The sequence below is a fragment of the Methylohalobius crimeensis 10Ki genome (assembly GCF_000421465.1).
GTDB lineage: Bacteria > Pseudomonadota > Gammaproteobacteria > Methylococcales > Methylothermaceae > Methylohalobius > Methylohalobius crimeensis.
In genome coordinates this window covers 256,095-275,383 of record NZ_ATXB01000001.1, presented here as the reverse complement: position 1 = coordinate 275,383, position 19,289 = coordinate 256,095, and the positions used below count along the sequence as shown (strand labels likewise).

Here is a 19,289-nt window from a genome sequence, read left to right as displayed (position 1 = left end):
AAGGCTCCAGATCCCAACCCATTGCGAAGGAAAAAAAGAGGAAAAAAAGGGTCAGACACGATTTTCCCTATGGTTTCTCGAGCAGCAGAGATGGCCAATTCGGCATCGAGCGACCAAAGCGCGCCCAGGCGGCATCGATCGTTTCGGAAAACAATCGGTTGGTCGTCCCCACCAAATGACGTCCTTCCTTCTCTACTGTCTCCAAAAGGAACATCAAACGCCCATGATTTCCCGTCTTCATAAGGCTACCCCCTGCCGCCGCGCAATCTCATGCACGGGTTGCGGCTGGGTGCCGGGATCGACGAGCACGACATCGATTGACTGATCACCCAAGACACACTGCAATTCAGCGATCAAACGACTGGCCGCGGCGGCACGATTTGGAAGCAGGTAGCCCACTTCCACGTAGAGATCAATGTCTCCGCCTCGCGCCGCATCGTCCAATCGCGAACCGAATAAAAAGATGCGTGCACCACGGCCAAACGCGGATTTTACTTTTTTTCGTATCGTATCTCTTTGCCCAGGGCTTAAGCGCATCGCTGATGATTGACCTTTATTTTCCATTTAGAAAAAAGGGGGCAGATACTTGCAGCCGGCGAAACCTGACCCGGTTCTGCTCGATAACCGTGTAGGAGGAAAAATGGGTTCAGACACGATTTCTCCCATCTTCAGCTACACGAAAAAAACAAAAGGAAAAAGGTCAGACACTTGCAGCCTCCCGTTCCTTCTCAACGGAATACCTCGTCGAGGGTGTCGGCGCTCAGAATCCGCTCGGACCAGACCAGCAAGGTCTCGGCATCCGCCTGCAATACCCGCTCCCGGCAGGCCGCCGCCGCTTCCGCGCCGTATTTGCGTTCGATCAAACGCAGAAGAATCGCCGCTTCCCCCTGCTGCAGTCCCTGCTGTAGCCCTTGCTGCTTTCCCTGCTGTAGCCCTTGCTGCTTTCCCTTTTCGATTCCAAACCGTTCGGCACTGGTTACATAAGGCATCTTCTTCGCCTCCTCAAGTCGATACACCGATTCCAGAAACTGTCGTTCCAACCCGTCGGGTAACCGGATCATCCAGTCGATCAGCCGGAACAATTCCAGGATGAGCGCCCGTTCGTACCCCCGCTCATACAAAAGCCGCACCAGCCGGAATTTCCAATCGCCGCGCTCGTCGGCATCCCGGCTCGTCTTCGCCCGAAGCTGGGCCATCACCACCACGGCAAATACATTGTCGCTGGTCTCCAGCTCCAACCAGCGTCCCTCCCAGTCCAGCAGTTTCACCACGGGAAACCGAAAGGTGAGCTCGCATCCCCACCGCTGCCACCGGTAGCCGTCGGGACGAAAAGTCATCGTGGTGTCGGCCAAAACACCCAAACTCACCACGTCCACGCGATACCGGTCAAAAAGCCGGTAATGGTAGACATACATCCTTTCGGCAAACGCTTTCTCCGCCTCGCCCTGGACTTCCACGTGAATGAGTACCCAGGCTTCGGTCCCGTCCCGGGCCCACACCTTCACCAGTTTATCCGCGTAACGCCGGCCCAACTGGGCATCTTGAACCACCTGTTGCAGTTCCTTGTCCAAAAAGACTTGACCCCGGCGCCAGTCCACCTCCGCATAAATGGACGGGAACAGGAGAGCGAGAAATTCCGGAAACCGCTTCTCCAGCGCTTCCTTCCATGGACTGTCGTAGTCATTGCGTGATTCTTCCATCATAAGGGATCGGGGGTTCATTAAGGTGAGGGGTCAGGTCTTAAGGTGAGGGGTCAGGTCTTGCAATCCAGCAACTGTCCCTTCGAGCCAATGCACTGCCCGGATAACAGTGGAGTAGTGTACCTGAAAATAATCCGCGATTTCCTGTATGGTGTATACGCCAAAAAAGGAATCAAACACCTTTTGCTAAAACTTAAAATTCCTCCAACCGGCGCAGGAATGTCCCCTCGTCCTCGGCATCCAGAATCCATTCGCCGATCTCGGCCAGACGATCGGGATCGGTGACGGCCTCCAGCAACGGCGCGGCCCGCCGGGCACAAGGCTCTCCAAAGCGTTTTTGCACCAAACGCAACAGCAGGTCACGCTCGGCAGCGATGCCCTGCTGAACTCCTTTCTGAATCCCTTCCTGCGTGAATCGTTCGGCAAAGGTCGCCATGGTTTTGGCCTCCTGTGGATAATCGCGTTGGGTAAAGGGCCTGTTTATTTGCATCCAGGTGAGCCCTTCGCTCACGGTCGAAAGATTTCGATCTCCAGTTGTTCGATAACACGATAGTGCTTATCGTTTGCGGTAAGCAATTTGGCGCCGTACTCAAGCGCGGTGGCGGCAATCAATGCATCTGCCACTCTTATCGCATTGGACAGGTAGAATTCCTCAACCAAAAACGCGGCCCGAGCGGAAATGCCTTCGGTGACGTGCGCGATTTGGACTTGCCATCCCTTCAGCGCAGCGCGCAGGGCTCGCAGTTCACGCTTGTTGCGCATTCCTTGGACCAGTTCCATGTAGGTGACCGATGAGACCGTGAAGTTCTCAAGGGAATCAAGCAAATCCGCCGCCTTTTCGTTGCCCCGAAAGTTCCAAATGATGACATCTGTATCTATCAGCACGCTAAACCTCACGAGGCGCCCGCAAGCGATCCACCTGCGCTTGGACATCCTCCGACCGATCTCGCCAGATGCCGAAAGCGGCGTTTCGTCGACGGGGTCGCGGCAGCGTTTCCTTCAAGCCTATGATTTTTGCGTAAGGCTTGCCATGCCAGGTAACGATGATTTCTTCACCCCGATCGGCAGCCGCCAGAATCTCCTTAGTGTGAAAGCGTAAATATTTCGTTGTGGTTTCCATGGTTTCGAACCCTCATAAATGGGCAAAGCCATGGTAGCGCTTTTTTGAGCAACCTGCACAGCTGATTAGTCGGGCGCTCAGAACCCGCTCGGACCAGACCAGCAAGGTCTCGGCATCCGCCTGCAATACCTGTTCCCGGCAGGCCGCCGCCGCTTCCGCGCGTTCGGTCAAACGCAGAAGAACCGCCGCATCTCCCTGCCGCCCCCCCCTACTGTAACCCTTGCAGCTTTCCCTTTGCGATTCAAAACCATTCGGCACTGGTTACATAAGGCATCTTCTTCGCCTCCTCAAGTCGATACACCGATTCCAGAAACTGTCGCTCCAACCCTTCCGGCAATTGGATCAACCACGTTAAAGTTCTCCGTTTCCAGCGGTGGGCAAAGGGCGAAACCTAACCCGTTTCTGCTCGATAACCGTGTAGCATCCGCTAAACTTGTCGGCGTAACGTTCTAACACCGACAAGACATATGACCGGTATATCTCCACGGGGGCTATCGGAAGACGCAACATGATCACGCCAGGTAGGTCCCGCTTCATGCGGAAGACCAATTCACCAAAGTCCTTATCCTCCGTCAACAGTAATCGACCTTCGCGCCTTGCTTTCTCCAATACCTCATCGTCCGTTATTCCACTGGCGATTTCAGCAACATAGATAACGTCGATGTTGGCCCTGCGAAGCACGTGTACCAACGGTGCCGCGATATTTTCGTCGGCCAGGAGCCGCAACCCCGTCATCCGAAGGCTATTTCTTCATCGGCTAAGTAGTCCGCCGCGAAGGCTTCAGCCGCCCGGATATCGTCAATAGTCAGCCTCGGGTGATCCGCCACGATCTGCTCCGATGTCTTCCCCGCAGCCAGCTTTCTGAGAATCTGCTCCACCGTGATTCGGGTTCCCTTGATGACGGGCTTACCGAACATGATGTTCGGATTTACCTCGATTCGTTGATGTCGTGTCATGAATACTTCCCGCATTTTTTCTCAATGAAAAAGAGGCGCTTACAGCCTCCCGTTCCTTCTCAACGAAATACCTCGTCGAGGGTGTCGGCGCTCAGAACCCGCTCGGACCAGACCAGTAAGGTCTCGGCATCCGCCTGCAATACCTGTTCCCGGCAGGCCGCCGCCTCGGCGCCGTATTTGCGTTCGATCAAACGCAGAAGAATCGCCGCTTCACCTTGCTGCAATCCCTGTTGCTTTCCCTTTTCGATTCCAAACCGTTCGGCACTGGTCACATAAGGCATCTTTTTGGTCTCCTCAAGTCGATACACCGATTCCAGAAACTGTCGCTCCAACCCTTCCGGCAACCGCTTCTCCAGCGCTTCCTTCCACGGGCTATCATAATCGTCGCGGAGCGTCTCTGTCATAGCGGGTTCCGGTCAGCCGATCAGTATTATTCTGCTGTTCTTTCAGCAGCGCGCACGATGTTCAAAAATTCCTCGGAGAAATCGCCTTGACTTGGCGCAACCGCCAGTTCCATTCGGCAATAGTCGACAAAACGCCAAGCATCGCGATACAAGGCGGGTTCAAGCTCATATAGGGCATTAAAGTGTTCGGCGATTGCCGCATAATCGATTTCATAATCGTGGGCGGCAAGATTTCGGGTGGTACGGTATAGCTGCCACGACTCAATGGAGTTGATTACACCCATCTTTTCAAAGAAGGCAAGCACCTTCAGAAAGGTGCTGCCCGACTCCCCGCTCAGAAGATAGGCGTGCCGCATGGCGGCCCCAAGCGTGTCCTGAAGCTTGGCAAATCGTTCATTGATGGCGGCCAGGGATTCAAACAGTGCCGGGTCCTTTTTATGCGCCTGCAGAAATTCGGCGGTCAAAGGCCAGGCGAGTTTGCCGGCAGATGCGTCGAGGAAATAAACACAGCGCTGGATCGCCTCCAAAAGACTTGCCAAATGTTCGCGCTCGGCCTCGAGCGGGGCTTTTCCGGTTTCCATCAATTCTCCAGTCGTGCCGCGCCGGATCGGGCGATGGCCTGGAAAGGCGTGGGCGCCCGGTCGCGCTCTTTCCATACGATGTCCACCGGCAGGCCCAGGCGGGATTCCAATTCCATCTGGACCCGGGCACGGTCGATGAATGCCGGCAGTACATCGGTTTCGATGAGCAGGTCCACGTCCCCCCCTCTAGCCTGGTCATCAAGACGCGAGCCGAATAGGTAAACTTGAGCGCTCTCACCGGCCAAGCGGGAGATCGTTTGGATAATCCTTTGTCTTTGCTCCCGGGTAAGGCGCATTGATTCGCTCACAGTTTCCGTAGATGGGGGATTTATAGATTAGACAGTAATCCGTATCCCAAACCCAACGCAATACCCAAAGCGAAAACCTTTTTCATCTCTCTTTTTAACGCCTCATTCGAGAAATTTGTTATCGAGACGCATGGACGGCCAATACGGCGGTAAGGACCGCCGCCAGGAGGACTTCCCGCACCCAGTAGCCGTAGACCGCTCCCATCGCCCCGAAGCGGGGGATCGCATACCAGGCCACCGCCGCGGTCGCGGCCAGCCCCAGGCCGAGCGCCAGCATATAGCGACCCTGCCAGGCCTTGGCCATCATCCCCTGCCCCAATAGATCGGCCAGGAAAATTACCGCCATCAAAAGCATCATGCCTTCCAGCACGGGAACCGTTTCTTGATAGGCGTCTCCGTAGAGTAATGCCACCAAGGGTTCGGCCCCGACGAAGCCCAAAACGCCGATGACCAGCCCCGCCAGCCCGAGAAACAAGGCCGAGCGCCGGAGGATGGATCCGAAGCCCCCTTGGCCCAGGCCGTTCACCAAGCGGGGAAAAACCGCCGCCATATAGGCGCTGCCGACCACGGTAATGCCTTCGATGAGACGGGAAGCGGCCGAAAAGATCCCCACCGCCCGCTCGTTCATCAGGGTTTCCAGAAAAAATACGTCCGCCCGCCTGGCGAGCAAGGACAACAGCGCCACCCCCCACAAAGGCCACGCCTCGCGAAGAAGCGGCTTGAAAGCGGCCATCGGCACCGCGGTTCCCCAACGCAGACGGCGCAACCGCCAAACGGTCAGCGCCAGAGCCAGCAGGTGGGAGATGAGATAGCATTGACCGACCCAAACAATCTGACGCTGCCAGAGCACCACCCCCAGAATCGTGCCGCCGGCGAAAACCAATTTCTGGCCCAGGCCGATTCGGCCCTCCAGATCGAGGCGGTCCATGCCGCGCAGGACGCTGTTGAGCAAAGCGGTCAGGGAAAGGACCAACACCCCGGGCAGGAAAAGTCCCAATTCCTGCCAGGGAATCCCGGCCCATTTCCCGATGACCGCAAAGAGGGGAAAAAATACCGCCACCGCCGAAGCTTTCACCACCAACAGCGCGGCGGGAATCTCCGCCCGCCCCGAGCCCGCCACCAAGCGAGTTAGGAGGACGTCGAGACCGAAATCGAAAAAAATGCCGCTGACCGAGATGAACGCGAACAGGAAATTGAAATGACCGAAGGTCTCCACCGGCCAAAAGCGCGCCAGCACCAGCCAGAGGACCAGATACAATCCGCCTCCGCCGGCCAAGTGGAGGGTCTGCCAGAATACGCCGCGCCAATGGACCAGATCGCCGGCGTAAGCGCGCAGGATGGATGCGGCCTTAGCCAATGCCATAGCGCTCCCAGGTCCACAAGAATGGTCCCAGATCGAATTCGATCACGATATACAGCCAGCAGGTCAAGCCCAGAACCAACCACCAGCGGTGGGTGGAAAGCGGGAACCAGGACAAACCGGAGGCAAGCACGCTGCCCAAAAACAGCGTCTCCACGAGCAATCGCCGGCTTTCCCACACCGCCGCGGCTACCGGACTCAACTCCCGCCCGAGAAAAAGATCCACGGCGGTCATGGCCACGCCCTCGGCGATATTGCGCGATTCGTGCGGCCACAGATAATCGAACCAGGGCCAAAGCCAGGGATTGAAGACGAAGTCCCCGACCAAATGCCCCAAGTGGCCGATGACCCAGGACAGACCCACCGCCGCACTCCGGCTCGCCCCACCCAAGGCAAGCCCGCACAGCGCCACGGCGGTGAGATTGTGGGTCCAGTTTCTGCCGTAGGGCGCCCAGTGAAGAAAGTCCGCCACCACTTTGTCCACCACGTCCGGGAACAGCGCTGCGATCAATGCGGGCCAGAGGGGCAAGGGACCGAGAAAACGGGTGGCGGCGCGAACGCCCAGGTAGTTGATTGCAAGGTGACCGGGAGGATACATGATTACGATTCACTCAAGCGGGAAATATCGTAAGCGAGCCAGGTCGTCGCCAGCACCCAGGCCATGGAGTAATCGAGAAAATTGTCGAAGCTCAGCGCCCCCATGACCCCGATGACCAGGGGAAAGGCCGGTCGACCGAAGGTTTTGCCACATAAATAAAGCCAGAACCCCACAAAACACAGCATTCCGATCGCACCGGCGTCCACCAATACCTGAAGAAAGGCGTTGTGGGTGTTGTAGCGTTGTCCCAATCCGGATTTCAAATTGAATACCCCCGGGCCGACTCCCAGCCATGGCCCTCCGCGCCACATCTCGACAGCCTTGGACCAAATCCTGACTCGGTTGGACAAAGAATGATTATTGATTCGCGGGACAAAATCCGCTCCGGTGATGGCGGAAGGGGTGTGCAGTTTTTTCAGATACGGCAAGGCGGTGGCGTAGCGACCGGCCACCTTCGGATTCAACCAGACCACCGCATGGAACAACCCCAGACAGAGGATCAGCACCCCGAGACCCGCCAATATTCTTTGCCGGGAAGAAAACAACCAGGCGACCAGCCCCACCAGCAGAACGAAAAGAAAGTTGCGCGAACGGGACAAGGCCCCGCCCGTCAGCGAAACCAGGGCCAGGAGGCCGTAACCCGTGCGGGCCGCGGGGCCGGATCGGGCGTGGAACAGACGAACCATGCCGTACAACGCGATCAATGCCGACAAAGTACCCAAGATGGTGTGCCAGCGATATAGGGAAGTGACTTGATACAGCGCGTCGGCGGCCACGGTGTGGCGGCGCAGCTCGTTCACCCACTCGGGATAGAATGGCTGAACGGCGCCCAGGGCTTCGATGACGAACAAACTCCCCAGTACCGCCACTCGGGTGGCCGCTTGCCGGGTTTCCAGAATGATCCACAGCATGGGAAACAGGGACATGACCGCCAGGGGAGAAAGGGCGCGGAATACAAAAGTGGAAAGATTCGGATAACTGGCCAGATGCACCAAGGCCGAGACGCCATAGGCGGCAAACAAGCCGGCGATGAAAATCAGCGGTATTTTGTACCTGCCCAACCAAAAGCCGGGCCGATGCCCCGCCACCGCCAATTTGGCCAAAAACACCCCGAAAACCACCAGCCAGGCTAGGATACCCAGATAACGATTAATGTTGGGGCCGGTCGCCGGCTTGATCAACACCAGCGCCAGAAAGATTAGAAACCAAATGTTGCCGTCCAGAATCCAACGCCGGATCCCTGCCGAAAGCGCCGCCATCACACGCCCCCGCTCTTATCCGGAAACAGCACCACGCCGACGGTTTTCAGGATCAGCCATAAATCCAGTCCCAAGGACCAATTTTTGATGTATTCGATATCCTTCTGCACAATTTGGTCGAATTCCTTGACCCGGTTGCGCCCGCTCACTTGCCATAAGCCAGTCAAGCCGGGCTTGATGCTGATCCGGCGATAGTGCCAGTCGGCGTACTGGTCCACTTCATCCACGGTCGGGGGACGCGTCCCCACGAGGGACATATCCCCCTTGAGGACATTCCAGAACTGGGGCAGTTCATCGAGGCTGTATTTCCTCAAAAAGCGCCCCAAGCGGGTGATGCGAGGATCGTTCTCCAACTTGAAAATCGGCCCCTCATGGATATTCTCCTGCAAGAGCCGGGCTTTGACCGTTTCGGCGTCTTGCCGCATGCTCCGGAATTTATACAAGCGGAAGCGCCGTCCGCCCTTGCCAACCCGGGTCTGGCTGAAAATCACCGGCCCTCGGGAATCGAGCTTGATCGCCAGGGCGATCCAGGGAAACAGCAAAGCGGTGATCAGCAGCCCCACCAAAGCCCCCGCGATATCCAGCAGACGCTTGAGAATCCTCTGGTCCGGGTCCAGATTGTAAGGTGCCAGCAAAATGCCATCATGACGCGACATTTTGCAGGGGTGCTGGCCGTAATATTCGTAGATTTCGTCGAAATTGAGGGCTATCTTGATGGGCAAGCCGTATTGTTCCAGCTTCCTCAGCAAGGCGTCGATCTGGCGGTGATACAGTTCGTCCCGGGGATAAGCGATGTAGATTTCATCCACCACCGAGTTTTTGATCTGCTCGAACATCCGATCCACACTCAGCCGACGCGGATCAAGTTCGCCCACGATCCGTATCCCCCAATTAGGATGGGAAGTCAGATCGGTTCGGATTTCCTCCAACCGCTCGCCGTATCCCAGGAGAATCACGGCGATCCCCATGCCGCCGCGGCGCAGATAAGCATCGTAGGCCGATTTGACCGCGATTTTCTCGGCCACCACGAACGCCACCCCCAGGGCGAAATAGGCCCCGAAGAAAAGGCGGCTGTACCAACCCGATTTGGTCAGGAACAACACCGCGGCGCAAATGACCCCGGCCCACACGAAGGCGCGGAAAGTATTGAACAAAATATGCGGCAAGGTACGGTAGCGGTAGCCGGTCAAGACACCGTAGCGCAGCATGAACAACAACCCCACCGGCGCGGAAACATACAACAACCAAATATAAGGCTGCATCGCCGCCCAATCCAGTTTGCCGAAACGCCACTGAAAGGCGGTGAGGAACGCCGCAACTAGCAAGGCCAAATCAAGCATGGCGATGGCCAGCTTGATAAAGTCGGAGTATTGTTTCATTTCGGTTCTTGTCGATCGTTTCCTTTGCGAGTCGTTTCCTTGAGTTCCGCCTCCAGGATCGCGATGCGTTGGATAAGTCGCCGCAGCGCACGCTCCTGGCGCGAATGCTCCAGATCCTGGGCGAGCATTTTCACCAGCATCACACCGATGGCGGCGATAATCCCCAGAACGGGTGGATAGGCGACTCCGAGCCGGCGAGCCATCCAGTCCACCAATTGCGGAAACACGCCCAACACCATCACCGCCAGGGCGACACCGCCCCACCAAAACGCATGCCGGGCATGCAAGCGGTCCTGGTAGATCAGCCACAACATGGTGCCGGCAATGGCCAATCCCAACACGGCGGAGGTCAATTGATAGGAAATCATCGTTTGAAGCGGGGATTCGCCAGACAGAGGATGAGTGTTTGAAACAGATAGACACCCACTCGCCACCAACTGCTGAATACTCGGGATTTTCCCTCCAGGCGCGGCTGCATGGAGACCTCCGTTTCGGCGATTTTGAGTCCTTGGGCGCGGAGCAACAGCAATACTCCGACATCCTGGTATTCGAGCAGGCTCGCCCGTGGGGAGGCCAGCAGCGACAGAGCGCGGCGGCGGTATACGCGAAAACCCGAGGTCAAATCGGCGAATTCGAAGCCGGTCAAGGCGCGGAAAAAACGCCAAGCGATTTGGCGGGCAGGACTGCCTCGTTCGGGAAAAGCACCGATAACCACCTCGGCTTGTTCTCGTTCCAAGGCTTCCATCAGCTTGGGGATTTCCTCGGCCAGGTGCTGGCCGTCGGCGTCCATGGTCACCGCGGTCTCGCAGCCCAACCGCAAGGCATAGCGCATGCCGGTCTGGATCGCCCCCCAGGCACCCAGGGACACCGGCAAGCGGAGCACGGTGGCGCCGGCCTCGGCGGCTTCGGCGGCCGTCTCGTCGCCGCTGCCGTCATCGATCACGATCAGATGCGCATGCGAAAAATGCCGGCGTACGGAGGCGACCACCTGGCCCACCAGCAATGCTTCGTCCTTGGCCGGGATGAGAATGGCGAAAGAGGATGGTTTGGCGGTTTGGTCGATTATGTCCGCCGATATCACCCAGGACGCCGCGGCATTCATGCCGTCCAGCCTCGTTGCTTGAGCTCTGCGGTCATTCGGTCAGTCGTTTCGGTCAAAACCGACACATAACGGCGCGCTGCCTCCAAGGCATTGGCTAAAACGACCGGATCTTCCACATATTCGTGAATCATCTGGTTGCGCAAACGGCGGATTTCCAGCCACTCATCGGCCGATGCAATCCATCCCAAGCGTTCGGCTCGGTCCAGATTATCGACGACGGTCCTGGTTTTTTCTCCCAATGCCTTTAACAGTATGGGTAAAAGCTTGTCTCCCAACGTATCCTGCAGCCGCCCGAAGCGACTGACGAATGCATCGATGCGCTCGGCCAGATCGGGATCGTTTTCCAGTTCGGCAATCTGATCGGGCGTGAATTCCACTGGCGTCAATCGATGAAAAGTAACTAAAAGATGGCGCCTCTCTTTGTTCACCACCCGAACGAGGAATTGTAGCCGTTGTCGAATCTCCAGCGGTAAAGTCACAATGGATGCCCTTCTTTCAAGGCCACTTCATGAATAGGAAGGTATTTCAGATTCGGCGCTTTAAGAACGATATCCACCTGACGCCCATCCAAAGCCCGCGAAATCCGGGCCGAAAGACGCGCCGCTAGTACCGCCGGTTGATCGATTGACCCGCGCAACTCGATCAGCAGGTCCACATCGCCTCCTTTTTTTTCATCTATAAGCCTGGACCCAAATAGGTATACCCGCGCTTCCTGACCGGCCAGTTCGTGGACGATTTTTCGAATGGATCGAATTTGTTTTTTGTTCAATCGCATGTCCCGAGCCACGCCCGTTTCCGTTCGATAAGGATTCGCCGATAGTACAGCATGGAATCCGCATCTTCGATAAACGCGATTACGGACTTTAAAATCCGCGCTTGATCCATTTTTAACACCCTCGTCAGATCACCATGGGCCTAATTATACCGATCACACGGGAGATTTTAGGGCTCAATGACCCGATAAATCGCGGCCAATCGCTCCAAATATTCGGGGTCAGAATATTTTGGGGATAAAATATCTATTCTCAGTTTGTCCTTATACGCCGTCCGCTCTCGTTCCCTTACCGGGGTTGGTCTTCCCGGATCAAGGTGTAAAGTCGGTTGAGCTCGGCGTCCAGGGTGTTGTCGGGCATGGTATCGCCGGCCCGGCGATACCAATAGCGGGCGTTGGACAGATCTCCCTCCACCCGGTGAAGGTAGCCGTGTATGAGGCAGGACTGTTTGTCGGAATGGGGTTGTACCATCTTGTGGGCGGTATCCCAATCCCCCGCTTTTGCCAGGTCCAGTGCTTTTCTGTGGTTGCAAGGCATCTTATTTCTCCAAAATTAACCACTTCAGAGTCATTCGAGGTCCAATCTTGCGATCAAGCATCTTTACTACTATGCCTTCGGCCGCTCCGGTTTGGCCAAGTTTCCCGGATCAATGGTGGAAACGTAAGCTTCCCCTTCCAATCGTACGGCCATGCTTCCGTGCCACGGCTGACACGGGTTTGAGGGGCGCATGGCGATCTTGAATCACCAGATCGACCGGACAATCGAACAATTACCCCCACTCGCCACCAACTGCTGAATACCCGGGATTTTCCCTCCAGGCGCGGACGCATGGAGACATCCGTTTCGGCGATTTTCAGGCCTTGAGCGCGAACACCCCCATATCCTGGTATTCGAGCAGACTCGCCCGGGGGGAAGCAAGCAGCCAAAGGGCGGGACGGCGGTAGACGCGAAACCCCGAGGTCAAATCGGCGAATTCGAAGCCGCTCAAGGCGCGAAAAAACCGCCAGGCCAGGCGGCGCGCTCGGCTGCCCCGCTGCGGATAGGCGCCGATCACCACCTCGGCCTATTCCCGCGCCAAGGTTTCCATCAGCTTGCGGATTTCCTCGGCCAGGTGCTGGCCGTCGGCATCCATGGTCACCGCGGTATCGTAGCCCAACTGCAAGGCATAGCGCATGCCGGTCTGTATCGCCCCCCAGACGCCCAGGGGAACCGGCAACCGGAGCACGGTGGCCCCGGGGCCTCGGTGGCCACTTGGGCGATCTCGTCGCCGCTACCGTCGTCGATCACGATCAGCCGGGCCCGGGGAAAATACCGCCGCACGGAGGCACTCACCCGACCGATCAATAAGGCTTCGTTCCTGGCCGGCATGAGAATGGCGAAAGGCAAAATCACAATTGACATCCTTTTTCCTAAGCCTGGATTTTCTCGACGACGGCCCGGGCAAAATCATGGAAATCGCTCAGATGAGGCTGGACAATCGCATGCACGATGAACCAATCGATTTCTTCGTAATTGTGCACGGCGGCCAGGGAACCGAACAGCAAAACCATTCGCAGTTCGGGATGACGGCGCAGCACCGAACGGATCGGTTCCAGAAGATTTGGATTCATGCGGTTCCGGCGGATTGAAATATTTTTCTAAAGGAAAGCGTATTTTTGCACAAGTCCAAGCCGGTGCGCCATGCAGAGTCGCTGCCCGCCGATATAATTACCAAATCGTTTTAACGTGTTTATAATTTCTGATCCGACTATCCGCGGTCACAAGCGGCACTGAATAATAGCGGGCAAGGGCAGTAATCAGCCGATCAGCCGGATCGGCATGAAACTCTCCTGGGAGCCGTACCGAATGAACGGCCAACTCTACATCGATCGGATCGAACCGCACTCCCCAACAGGTTTCAGAGGATCGAGATACTCTTTGACCGAACCTTTCAATATGTCCAAAGGTGGACGTTCTTTGAGGCGATAACGCCTTACTTCAATCGTGGGCTTACCATGGTCGGTCACGATTAAAGATTCACCCCGAGCCTCGACCTGACGAAGCAATTCCAGCGCTTTGGCTTTGAATTCAGACTTTGAAATCCGCGTTTGCTCCATTTTTAGCACCATAGTCAGATTACCATGCGCATAATTATACTGAATTATCACCATATGACCGACTTATCGGCCAACACCGAACTCCGTCCCGAAGCAAATCGAATATTGGACAAAAAACGGGAAGATTGCCGAGGAAAATCCAGATCTGCCGTTTAGCATGATCCGGGATATCCTGGTCAGCGATCAAGAAGAGGGCATCGGCGAGTACGAGTTCAACTGATGCGACTGCTGGTTACGCCTTCATTTGCAAAAGCCGCGAAGAAACTTCATCAACCCCATAAAGCGGCCCGATAAATCGCGGCCAATTGCCGCGCGCACGCTTGGATATGAAACCGCTCGCACAAGCGTTGCCGTCCCGTCAATCCCGCTCGATGCCTCGCAGCCGAATGGGTTCGCGTAAATTCGATCCGGCGCGCCAGGGTCGCCGCATCGCCGGGCGGCACCAGCCAGCCGGTCCGATCGTCCTCCACCACCCAGCCCATCCCCGAACCCGACACGTCGCTGGCGATGACCGGCTTGCCGTAGGCCATCGCCTCCAGCAGCACCAAACCGAACGCTTCGGTGCGCTCCAGGGAAGGCAGCACGAGCACATCACAGGTGGCCAGCAACCCGTTGCGGCGGGCGTCGCTCACCTCGCCCAATAGTTTCGCCCGCCCGGTCAAATCGGATTGGCGAATCTGAGCGGCGAGCTTTGCCGCCAGCTCGCCGCCGCCGGCGCAGAGAAGTCGCACCCCTTCCAGCCGGGTCAGGGCCTCCAATAGCACCCGGTGGCCCTTGTAATAGGTCAAGCGCCCGATGCAGAGCAGCCGCAGCCGGTCCTCCTCGCCCCAGGTCCGCTCGGCCCAGCGGCGGATTTCCGGGTCCGGCGGGGGCAAGCGCTCCGGGTCCAGGCCCAGGGGGACCACTTCCACCTTTTCCCGCCACGGCTTCAAGGCGGGGCTGGCGCTCCGGTACGGCGGCGAGGTGGCGATGATTTTTCGGCTTCGCTTGAGGAGCGCCTGCTCCAAAGGGCGGTAGACCCGGTACACCCACGCCAGGCGAGCGTCGATGCGCGACGGCACCACGTCGGCGTGCCAGTGGACGATCCACGGAAGCTCGCGCGCCGCGGGGACCGCCAACGCCCAGAAGGCGGACAGATTGGGGAGATGCAGATGGAGCAGATGGGGGCGAACATCCCGAATCATCCGGTTCAGCCAGAAGGGAAAGGCGGGACTGAGAGGCGCATAGAGAAACTGTCCATGGGTGGGCACCCGCCACAAGGGGAAAGGGGTCCAGCGTCTTTCCCCTTCGGCGTGGGCGTGCACCAGAGCCGCGGGGGCGATTCCCTCGCTCGGCAGAACCGGCAACAGGTTTTCCAGGAAATGCTCGATCCCGCCCCGCGCCGGGGGATAATACTTACCGAGATGCAGGACGCGCACGGGATTGTCGATTCATGAGATATTCGGCCAGGGCCAATTTCTTGCGCCCCACCGGATGGTCGGGCCAACGCTGGAGAAGCTTTTGATACACCTGACGGGCGTCGGCGTAGCGCTGCTGCACCCCCAGGGTTTCCCCCAACGACAGCCAGGCGCTGGGATTGGCGGGATAAAGATCCACCGCCTTACGGTAATGGGTCTCGGCGCGGGGGTATTCCTTGCGCACGAAGGCGGCATCCCCCAGCACCAATTGGAGATTGGCCCGGGTCTCCCGGGAGCGGACCCGGCGCGCGTAATGACGGGCCACCTTTTCCGCATCGTCGTAACGCTGCACCATGGTATAGGCCAAGGCCAGGTTGGCCACCACCGTATCGGGCAGGTCCTTCTCTCCCGGCCGCCATCCGTGACGATCCAGCAGGGCGACCAATTCCTCCGCCGTCCGCCGGGCGTCGGCGCTGCGGCCGGCGTCGAAATAGCTGTTGGCCAGTTCCAGCCGCGGCCGGTAGGCCTCCGGCGAGAGGGCGACGTTGCTTTGCCAGAAAGCGATGGGGTCGCGCCAAAGTTGATTGCGCTGCCAAGTCGCGACGGCCAGCGCCGCGAGCCCCAGGCAGGCGAGCCCGTAGCCCCAGGCTTGCCCACGGGGCAACCGGGCCGGAAGCCGGAGGGTCAACCCGCCGGCCACGGCCAAGGCCAAGCCGGCGTTGGGAAGATAGGTGCGGTGCTCGAACAGCAAATCGCGGATCGGGAGCACCGACGACTCCACCAAATGGGCGGTGTAGTAGAACAGCACCCCGAAGGCGGCCAAAGGATAGCGGCGCAATCCCCAAAGCGCGGCGACGATCAACGAGGCGTGCGCAACCGCGGCGATCAGCACAGCGGGATCGGCCCACGTGGGCGGCTCGTGGACGGCGTAATCGAAACGCAGCCCCACCGGATAGAAAAACAGGCGGATATACCACCACAGCGCCTTCATCTGCGCCGCCAGATAATCGGGACGGCTGAACCAGCGGGTTTCCCGGCTCATCGCGTCCAGGCGGCGCCACAAAGCGCCGTCCAGATGGCTCATGGCCCAGAGGGTGAACAAACCGCCCACCACCAACAGGCCCCATCCGCCCCAAACCAGCGGATTGCGCCGGGATCGAGGAAAGAAAGCGATCTCCGCAAGCAGACACGCCAGCGGCAAGGTGACCGTATTCTGCTTGGTGAGGAAGGCCGCCGCAGCGGCGAGGACGCATCCCGTCAGCCAAGCGATGCGGATGCCCGAGGCGGTCGCCAGGCGCATTCGGAAATAACAGAGCAGAGCCGCCAAATACCAGAGGGCGGCCAGCGAAGCCAGACGCTGGGTGATATAGGTGACCGCCTGGGTCTGCAGCGGGTGGAGGGCGAAAATCAGCGCCGCCAGCAGCGGCAGCCAATGTGCCGCCCGAGGCAAACCCGCCTGCCCCAGGGCGGGGGTTTGCAGGATCGCCCGCCCCAGCCCCCAAACCAGCCACGCCGTCAAGAGGTGGATGACGATATTGCCCAGATGATAGCCAGGAAGCGCCAGTTGATGGAGGGCATAATTCAAGGCGAAGGTGAAGTAGCCCACCACCCGCTGAGGGCTGTAGCGCCAGAGATTATCGCCGTCCAGGGTACGAATGGCCGGATTTCTCTGGAGGGAAAGGTAATCGTCGAGATAGAAAGGCACGTCCAGGGTATGGCCGTAGACGGCGGCTACCGCCAGGGCGATCAAGCCCAGTTGGAAAAGCGGGTGGCCGAGAAGGCGTTTAAGGGTTAGCCAGTCACGAGTCATGAGGTGCAAGCCTTTCGATCGAGGACAATCCACCGACTGTCTGCCGAAAAGGTTAAAATGATACGCTAATTACTCCGGGATGGAAAAACAGAGGAGGCATCTCATGAACACCACTTCGACAGTTGCGCGCCACCGCTGGTTGGCCCTACTTCTGGCAGGCTGGATATTTTGGCTTCCGGCCGGGGTGCAAGCTCAGGAACGTTACCAAACTTCATCCTCCAGCGCCACCGGCGATTTGATCACCGGGTTCGCCAGTTTCCTGGTCACCCCGGTCTACGGAGCATTCAAGCTCACTTTCGCCGGCCTGGGCGCGATTACCGGCGGCCTGACCTGGCTTTTCACCGGCGGCGACACGGCAACGGCGCAGAAGATCTGGAACCCCAGCATGCGCGGCACCTATATCATCACGCCCGATCACCTGGCCGGGCGGGAACCGATCCGATTCATCGGAGATCCGTGACCCGCGTAAATATGACCCGAAATCCACCTTTGGCACGCCACACCTCAATCCAGGTGGTATTCAAGTATTGTGCTATCTAGCTGATACGCTGTGTGATCTTCGGTATCTGAATAATATTCAGGACGACGCTGGCGCATGAACTCTGAAGGAGATACACGATTTTCTCTCAACGATTTCTCAGCCATTCCTCATCTCTCTTATTTGTCAAAATGAGCGTTTTTACCTCTTTAGCTAACCGATGCCCATTTATTGGAGTTCACGATCAAGTAACGGTGGCCAGCCGGGAGGCCAGCATATCAGCCTGCTCGGCAAACTTTTCCGCATTGGCTTTTTGCAATTTTTCCAGGTTGTGTAACTTCCAACGAATACCCGGCAGGTGTTCAAGGTGAGCGATACCCATCAAATCCCAATCGGGATCACCGACCACCAGAGATAACAAAAATCGCTGCTCGTTGTCGTCCAGCCCTGTCTGAAGTTCATGCATCATCCGATCACGGGCCACCAGTAATGCATCGAGCGGCACCGGCTCGACCGTCATCCCCTCGAAGTTGTATTTGTAATCGTGGCTAATATCCTTCAAATGCGGAAATAGCACCTCATGCACCGGGCGGTTATGACTGGCCAGATATACAACGAAAGCACGGCGAATGCTGGAGGTAATACCTTCACGCTCAAAAAGTTGCATCACGTCGAAAAGGTCGCGAGGATGCTGACGGTCCAGCGCTGCGATCAGCTTACCGCCATACAAGTCTTCCAGTGAAGCGACCGGAATATCCAGATCGGCCATTAGTACATCGCTGGCGACAGGAGTAAGAGAAAGCCGGCGTACCGGCCTCACCGTTCCGCGCAGTACAAAATTGGCTTCGATTTTGACTTCAGTTCTCCCACGGCGCACCAACAGCTTGGATTCACCTGCTTCAGCGGCCGGTATGTGCGTCTGAAACCCATGCCTGTTCAAGCGCTCGGCGGCCTCCCGAATGGCGTCGTTAATCCGCGCCAGCGCCTGATCACGCGGTAGCGTGTAATCCGGGAATACCAGATCGAGATCCACCGACAGTCGAGGCATGTCGCGCACAAAGAGATTAATGGCCGTCCCCCCTTTCAGGGCGAAGGTGTCATCCACGAATATAAGTGGCGCAACCTGTGTCAGTAGCCGTGCCGTTTCGAGATACGCCCGGTTCATGGTTTGAGCACCAACAGACCGTCGGCTGACTTGGATACCCAGGGCCGGTCACTGCCGGTCGGCAATGCGTCTGGGTCCAGTTTGTCAGCCCAGGGCAACCCGCCCTCGCGACCCAATTGCAGACAAAGCCGTACCGTCTTAACGCTGGTACAGTGTTGCAACAGTTCGTTCAGCACATTGGCGCGCAGGCTATAAGTACTCTCAACCAGTTCGCGGGCCTCCTGCAAAGGCTGGCGTACGCCGACTTCACTCAACAACTCCAGCAGCGCCCTTTCCGGCGACGACACCTGAGGCGCCCCTTTCCTCCTCTCAAAAGGCGTGACATGCCGCAAGGCCTCGGGAGGTTCGTCGAACAGGCGCTTGCGGTGGTACTGGGCCGGGAAGCGTTCCGTGAACCACTCCGGCAAGCGACCATTCGCCCAGCCGTAAAGCTCTAGCATCGGCTGTTGCGAGACGTACTGGCGCACGCCATACCAGTCGAGCGCCGACTTACCGCCGACGTGCAGCCCGGTGAACTTGCCCTGCAACAGGAGAAGACTGGGATACAATTTGAGTTCGTCATTTGGGCGACAGAAAACACCTCGCGCCAAACGCATCAGCCAACCAGCTCGCACATAGTGAACGGCGAGATCTGCCGAGATGCCCAGAGTCGCCAGGTCGTCTGAAGTCAGGGGCGAACCTGGCGCCAAGCTGGTGTAAAGAAGGTTTAATTTACCTGGGTTTTTCGTAGCCATACTACGACTTATACATTTTTTTTAAAAACGAGTCAATTTATATTAGTTCAATAAATCGTAACTAAACTA

At 57.6% G+C, this 19,289-nt stretch carries 30 protein-coding genes and 2 pseudogenes; 2 read left to right on the top strand and 30 right to left on the bottom strand.

The features are described 5' to 3' along the window. Positions 1-67: 67 nt before the first annotated feature. From H035_RS21900 to H035_RS0101320, 26 genes and pseudogenes are all read right to left on the bottom strand, one after another. Positions 68-241 (bottom strand): hypothetical protein, encoded by a 174-nt coding sequence (locus tag H035_RS21900; protein WP_022947236.1) that lies wholly within the window; start codon positions 239-241, stop codon positions 68-70. Next, the gene (locus H035_RS0101435) at positions 238-564 is read right to left on the bottom strand and encodes a nucleotidyltransferase domain-containing protein (protein ID WP_235044526.1); all 327 of its coding nucleotides are present in this window, start codon (positions 562-564) and stop codon (positions 238-240) included. Before H035_RS0101435 ends, H035_RS21900 begins: the two co-directional genes overlap by 4 nt. 164 nt (positions 565-728) lie before the next feature. Continuing rightward, complete coding sequence (locus tag H035_RS0101430; protein ID WP_022947234.1) at positions 729-1,703, bottom strand: RpnC/YadD family protein; 975 nt, start codon at positions 1,701-1,703, stop codon at positions 729-731. A 190-nt stretch (positions 1,704-1,893) separates the two neighbouring features. Beyond that, positions 1,894-2,136 carry an RpnC/YadD family protein gene (locus H035_RS0101425; protein ID WP_152485943.1) on the bottom strand — a complete coding sequence of 81 codons (243 nt, stop codon included), beginning with the start codon at positions 2,134-2,136 and terminating at the stop codon, positions 1,894-1,896. Positions 2,137-2,207: 71 nt separating this feature from the next. Further along, positions 2,208-2,585, bottom strand: a complete 378-nt coding sequence (locus H035_RS0101420) for a type II toxin-antitoxin system VapC family toxin (protein WP_022947232.1) — start codon at positions 2,583-2,585, stop codon at positions 2,208-2,210. Between the two features lies 1 nt (position 2,586). Next, a complete protein-coding gene (locus tag H035_RS0101415; protein WP_022947231.1) occupies positions 2,587-2,820 on the bottom strand; it encodes a type II toxin-antitoxin system Phd/YefM family antitoxin in 234 nt (77 codons plus the stop codon). 12 nt (positions 2,821-2,832) lie between these two features. Further along, a complete protein-coding gene (locus H035_RS21665) occupies positions 2,833-3,078 on the bottom strand; it encodes a hypothetical protein (RefSeq protein WP_040574305.1) in 246 nt (81 codons plus the stop codon). A gap of 93 nt (positions 3,079-3,171) precedes the next feature. Next, a complete protein-coding gene (locus H035_RS22685; RefSeq protein WP_022947230.1) occupies positions 3,172-3,555 on the bottom strand; it encodes a DUF5615 family PIN-like protein in 384 nt (127 codons plus the stop codon). Then, positions 3,552-3,776 carry a DUF433 domain-containing protein gene (locus tag H035_RS0101400; protein WP_026596141.1) on the bottom strand — a complete coding sequence of 75 codons (225 nt, stop codon included), beginning with the start codon at positions 3,774-3,776 and terminating at the stop codon, positions 3,552-3,554. Before H035_RS0101400 ends, H035_RS22685 begins: the two co-directional genes overlap by 4 nt. Positions 3,777-3,835: 59 nt before the next feature. After that, complete coding sequence (locus H035_RS0101395) at positions 3,836-4,180, bottom strand: RpnC/YadD family protein (RefSeq protein ID WP_022947228.1); 345 nt, start codon at positions 4,178-4,180, stop codon at positions 3,836-3,838. Between the two features lie 26 nt (positions 4,181-4,206). Continuing rightward, on the bottom strand, positions 4,207-4,761 hold the full coding sequence (locus H035_RS0101390) for a hypothetical protein (RefSeq protein WP_022947227.1): 555 nt from the start codon (positions 4,759-4,761) through the stop codon (positions 4,207-4,209). Beyond that, a complete protein-coding gene (locus H035_RS0101385; RefSeq protein WP_022947226.1) occupies positions 4,761-5,057 on the bottom strand; it encodes a nucleotidyltransferase domain-containing protein in 297 nt (98 codons plus the stop codon). The genes H035_RS0101390 and H035_RS0101385 overlap by 1 nt, the downstream gene beginning before the upstream one ends. A 130-nt stretch (positions 5,058-5,187) precedes the next feature. After that, positions 5,188-6,432 carry an oligosaccharide flippase family protein gene (locus H035_RS0101380; protein WP_022947225.1) on the bottom strand — a complete coding sequence of 415 codons (1,245 nt, stop codon included), beginning with the start codon at positions 6,430-6,432 and terminating at the stop codon, positions 5,188-5,190. Further along, the gene (locus tag H035_RS20615; protein WP_022947224.1) at positions 6,419-7,027 is read right to left on the bottom strand and encodes a metal-dependent hydrolase; all 609 of its coding nucleotides are present in this window, start codon (positions 7,025-7,027) and stop codon (positions 6,419-6,421) included. Before H035_RS20615 ends, H035_RS0101380 begins: the two co-directional genes overlap by 14 nt. A gap of 2 nt (positions 7,028-7,029) precedes the next feature. Then, positions 7,030-8,286: an O-antigen ligase family protein gene (locus H035_RS0101370; protein ID WP_022947223.1), complete on the bottom strand. Its 1,257-nt coding sequence runs from the start codon at positions 8,284-8,286 to the stop codon at positions 7,030-7,032. Beyond that, complete coding sequence (locus tag H035_RS0101365) at positions 8,286-9,665, bottom strand: sugar transferase (RefSeq protein WP_022947222.1); 1,380 nt, start codon at positions 9,663-9,665, stop codon at positions 8,286-8,288. Before H035_RS0101365 ends, H035_RS0101370 begins: the two co-directional genes overlap by 1 nt. Then, complete coding sequence (locus H035_RS0101360) at positions 9,662-10,033, bottom strand: DUF2304 domain-containing protein (protein WP_022947221.1); 372 nt, start codon at positions 10,031-10,033, stop codon at positions 9,662-9,664. The genes H035_RS0101365 and H035_RS0101360 overlap by 4 nt, the downstream gene beginning before the upstream one ends. After that, the gene (locus H035_RS0101355; protein ID WP_051149717.1) at positions 10,030-10,767 is read right to left on the bottom strand and encodes a glycosyltransferase family 2 protein; all 738 of its coding nucleotides are present in this window, start codon (positions 10,765-10,767) and stop codon (positions 10,030-10,032) included. The genes H035_RS0101360 and H035_RS0101355 overlap by 4 nt, the downstream gene beginning before the upstream one ends. Further along, a complete protein-coding gene (locus H035_RS0101350) occupies positions 10,764-11,246 on the bottom strand; it encodes a hypothetical protein (RefSeq protein ID WP_026596137.1) in 483 nt (160 codons plus the stop codon). Before H035_RS0101350 ends, H035_RS0101355 begins: the two co-directional genes overlap by 4 nt. After that, complete coding sequence (locus H035_RS0101345) at positions 11,243-11,536, bottom strand: nucleotidyltransferase domain-containing protein (RefSeq protein ID WP_235044525.1); 294 nt, start codon at positions 11,534-11,536, stop codon at positions 11,243-11,245. The genes H035_RS0101350 and H035_RS0101345 overlap by 4 nt, the downstream gene beginning before the upstream one ends. 292 nt (positions 11,537-11,828) lie before the next feature. Continuing rightward, positions 11,829-12,077, bottom strand: coding sequence for a hypothetical protein (locus tag H035_RS0101340; RefSeq protein ID WP_022947217.1), 249 nt, complete (start codon positions 12,075-12,077; stop codon positions 11,829-11,831). Positions 12,078-12,393: 316 nt separating this feature from the next. Then, the gene (locus H035_RS21660) at positions 12,394-12,597 is read right to left on the bottom strand and encodes a glycosyltransferase family protein (protein WP_022947216.1); all 204 of its coding nucleotides are present in this window, start codon (positions 12,595-12,597) and stop codon (positions 12,394-12,396) included. 6 nt (positions 12,598-12,603) lie between these two features. Then, a pseudogene (locus H035_RS21650) lies at positions 12,604-12,908 on the bottom strand (glycosyltransferase). Positions 12,909-12,949: 41 nt separating this feature from the next. Then, positions 12,950-13,150: a ribonuclease HepT family protein gene (locus H035_RS17655; RefSeq protein ID WP_022947214.1), complete on the bottom strand. Its 201-nt coding sequence runs from the start codon at positions 13,148-13,150 to the stop codon at positions 12,950-12,952. Positions 13,151-13,247: 97 nt separating this feature from the next. Next, positions 13,248-13,424, bottom strand: a complete 177-nt coding sequence (locus tag H035_RS22680) for a type II toxin-antitoxin system VapC family toxin (protein WP_407635328.1) — start codon at positions 13,422-13,424, stop codon at positions 13,248-13,250. After that, entirely contained in the window at positions 13,400-13,690 is a 291-nt protein-coding gene (locus H035_RS0101320; RefSeq protein WP_022947213.1) for a type II toxin-antitoxin system Phd/YefM family antitoxin, read from the bottom strand. The genes H035_RS22680 and H035_RS0101320 overlap by 25 nt, the downstream gene beginning before the upstream one ends. 40 nt (positions 13,691-13,730) lie before the next feature. Between H035_RS0101320 and H035_RS22675 the strand changes: the two are divergent. Further along, positions 13,731-13,856 (top strand): annotated as a pseudogene (locus H035_RS22675) (TA system antitoxin ParD family protein); the annotation flags it as partial. A gap of 49 nt (positions 13,857-13,905) precedes the next feature. On the opposite strand, the gene H035_RS0101315 reads toward H035_RS22675, so the two are convergent. Both H035_RS0101315 and H035_RS0101310 read right to left on the bottom strand, forming a co-directional pair. Then, entirely contained in the window at positions 13,906-15,054 is a 1,149-nt protein-coding gene (locus H035_RS0101315; RefSeq protein WP_022947212.1) for a glycosyltransferase, read from the bottom strand. After that, positions 15,032-16,843: a tetratricopeptide repeat protein gene (locus H035_RS0101310; protein ID WP_022947211.1), complete on the bottom strand. Its 1,812-nt coding sequence runs from the start codon at positions 16,841-16,843 to the stop codon at positions 15,032-15,034. The genes H035_RS0101315 and H035_RS0101310 overlap by 23 nt, the downstream gene beginning before the upstream one ends. Positions 16,844-16,946: 103 nt before the next feature. Between H035_RS0101310 and H035_RS0101305 the strand changes: the two genes are divergently transcribed. After that, positions 16,947-17,303: a hypothetical protein gene (locus H035_RS0101305; RefSeq protein ID WP_022947210.1), complete on the top strand. Its 357-nt coding sequence runs from the start codon at positions 16,947-16,949 to the stop codon at positions 17,301-17,303. A 262-nt stretch (positions 17,304-17,565) separates the two neighbouring features. Here the strand turns inward: H035_RS0101305 and H035_RS0101300 are convergent, their stop codons facing one another. Both H035_RS0101300 and H035_RS0101295 read right to left on the bottom strand, forming a co-directional pair. Continuing rightward, on the bottom strand, positions 17,566-18,486 hold the full coding sequence (locus H035_RS0101300; RefSeq protein WP_022947209.1) for a nucleotidyl transferase AbiEii/AbiGii toxin family protein: 921 nt from the start codon (positions 18,484-18,486) through the stop codon (positions 17,566-17,568). Next, a complete protein-coding gene (locus tag H035_RS0101295) occupies positions 18,483-19,220 on the bottom strand; it encodes a type IV toxin-antitoxin system AbiEi family antitoxin domain-containing protein (protein ID WP_022947208.1) in 738 nt (245 codons plus the stop codon). The genes H035_RS0101300 and H035_RS0101295 overlap by 4 nt, the downstream gene beginning before the upstream one ends. Between the last annotated feature and the right edge of the window lie 69 nt (positions 19,221-19,289).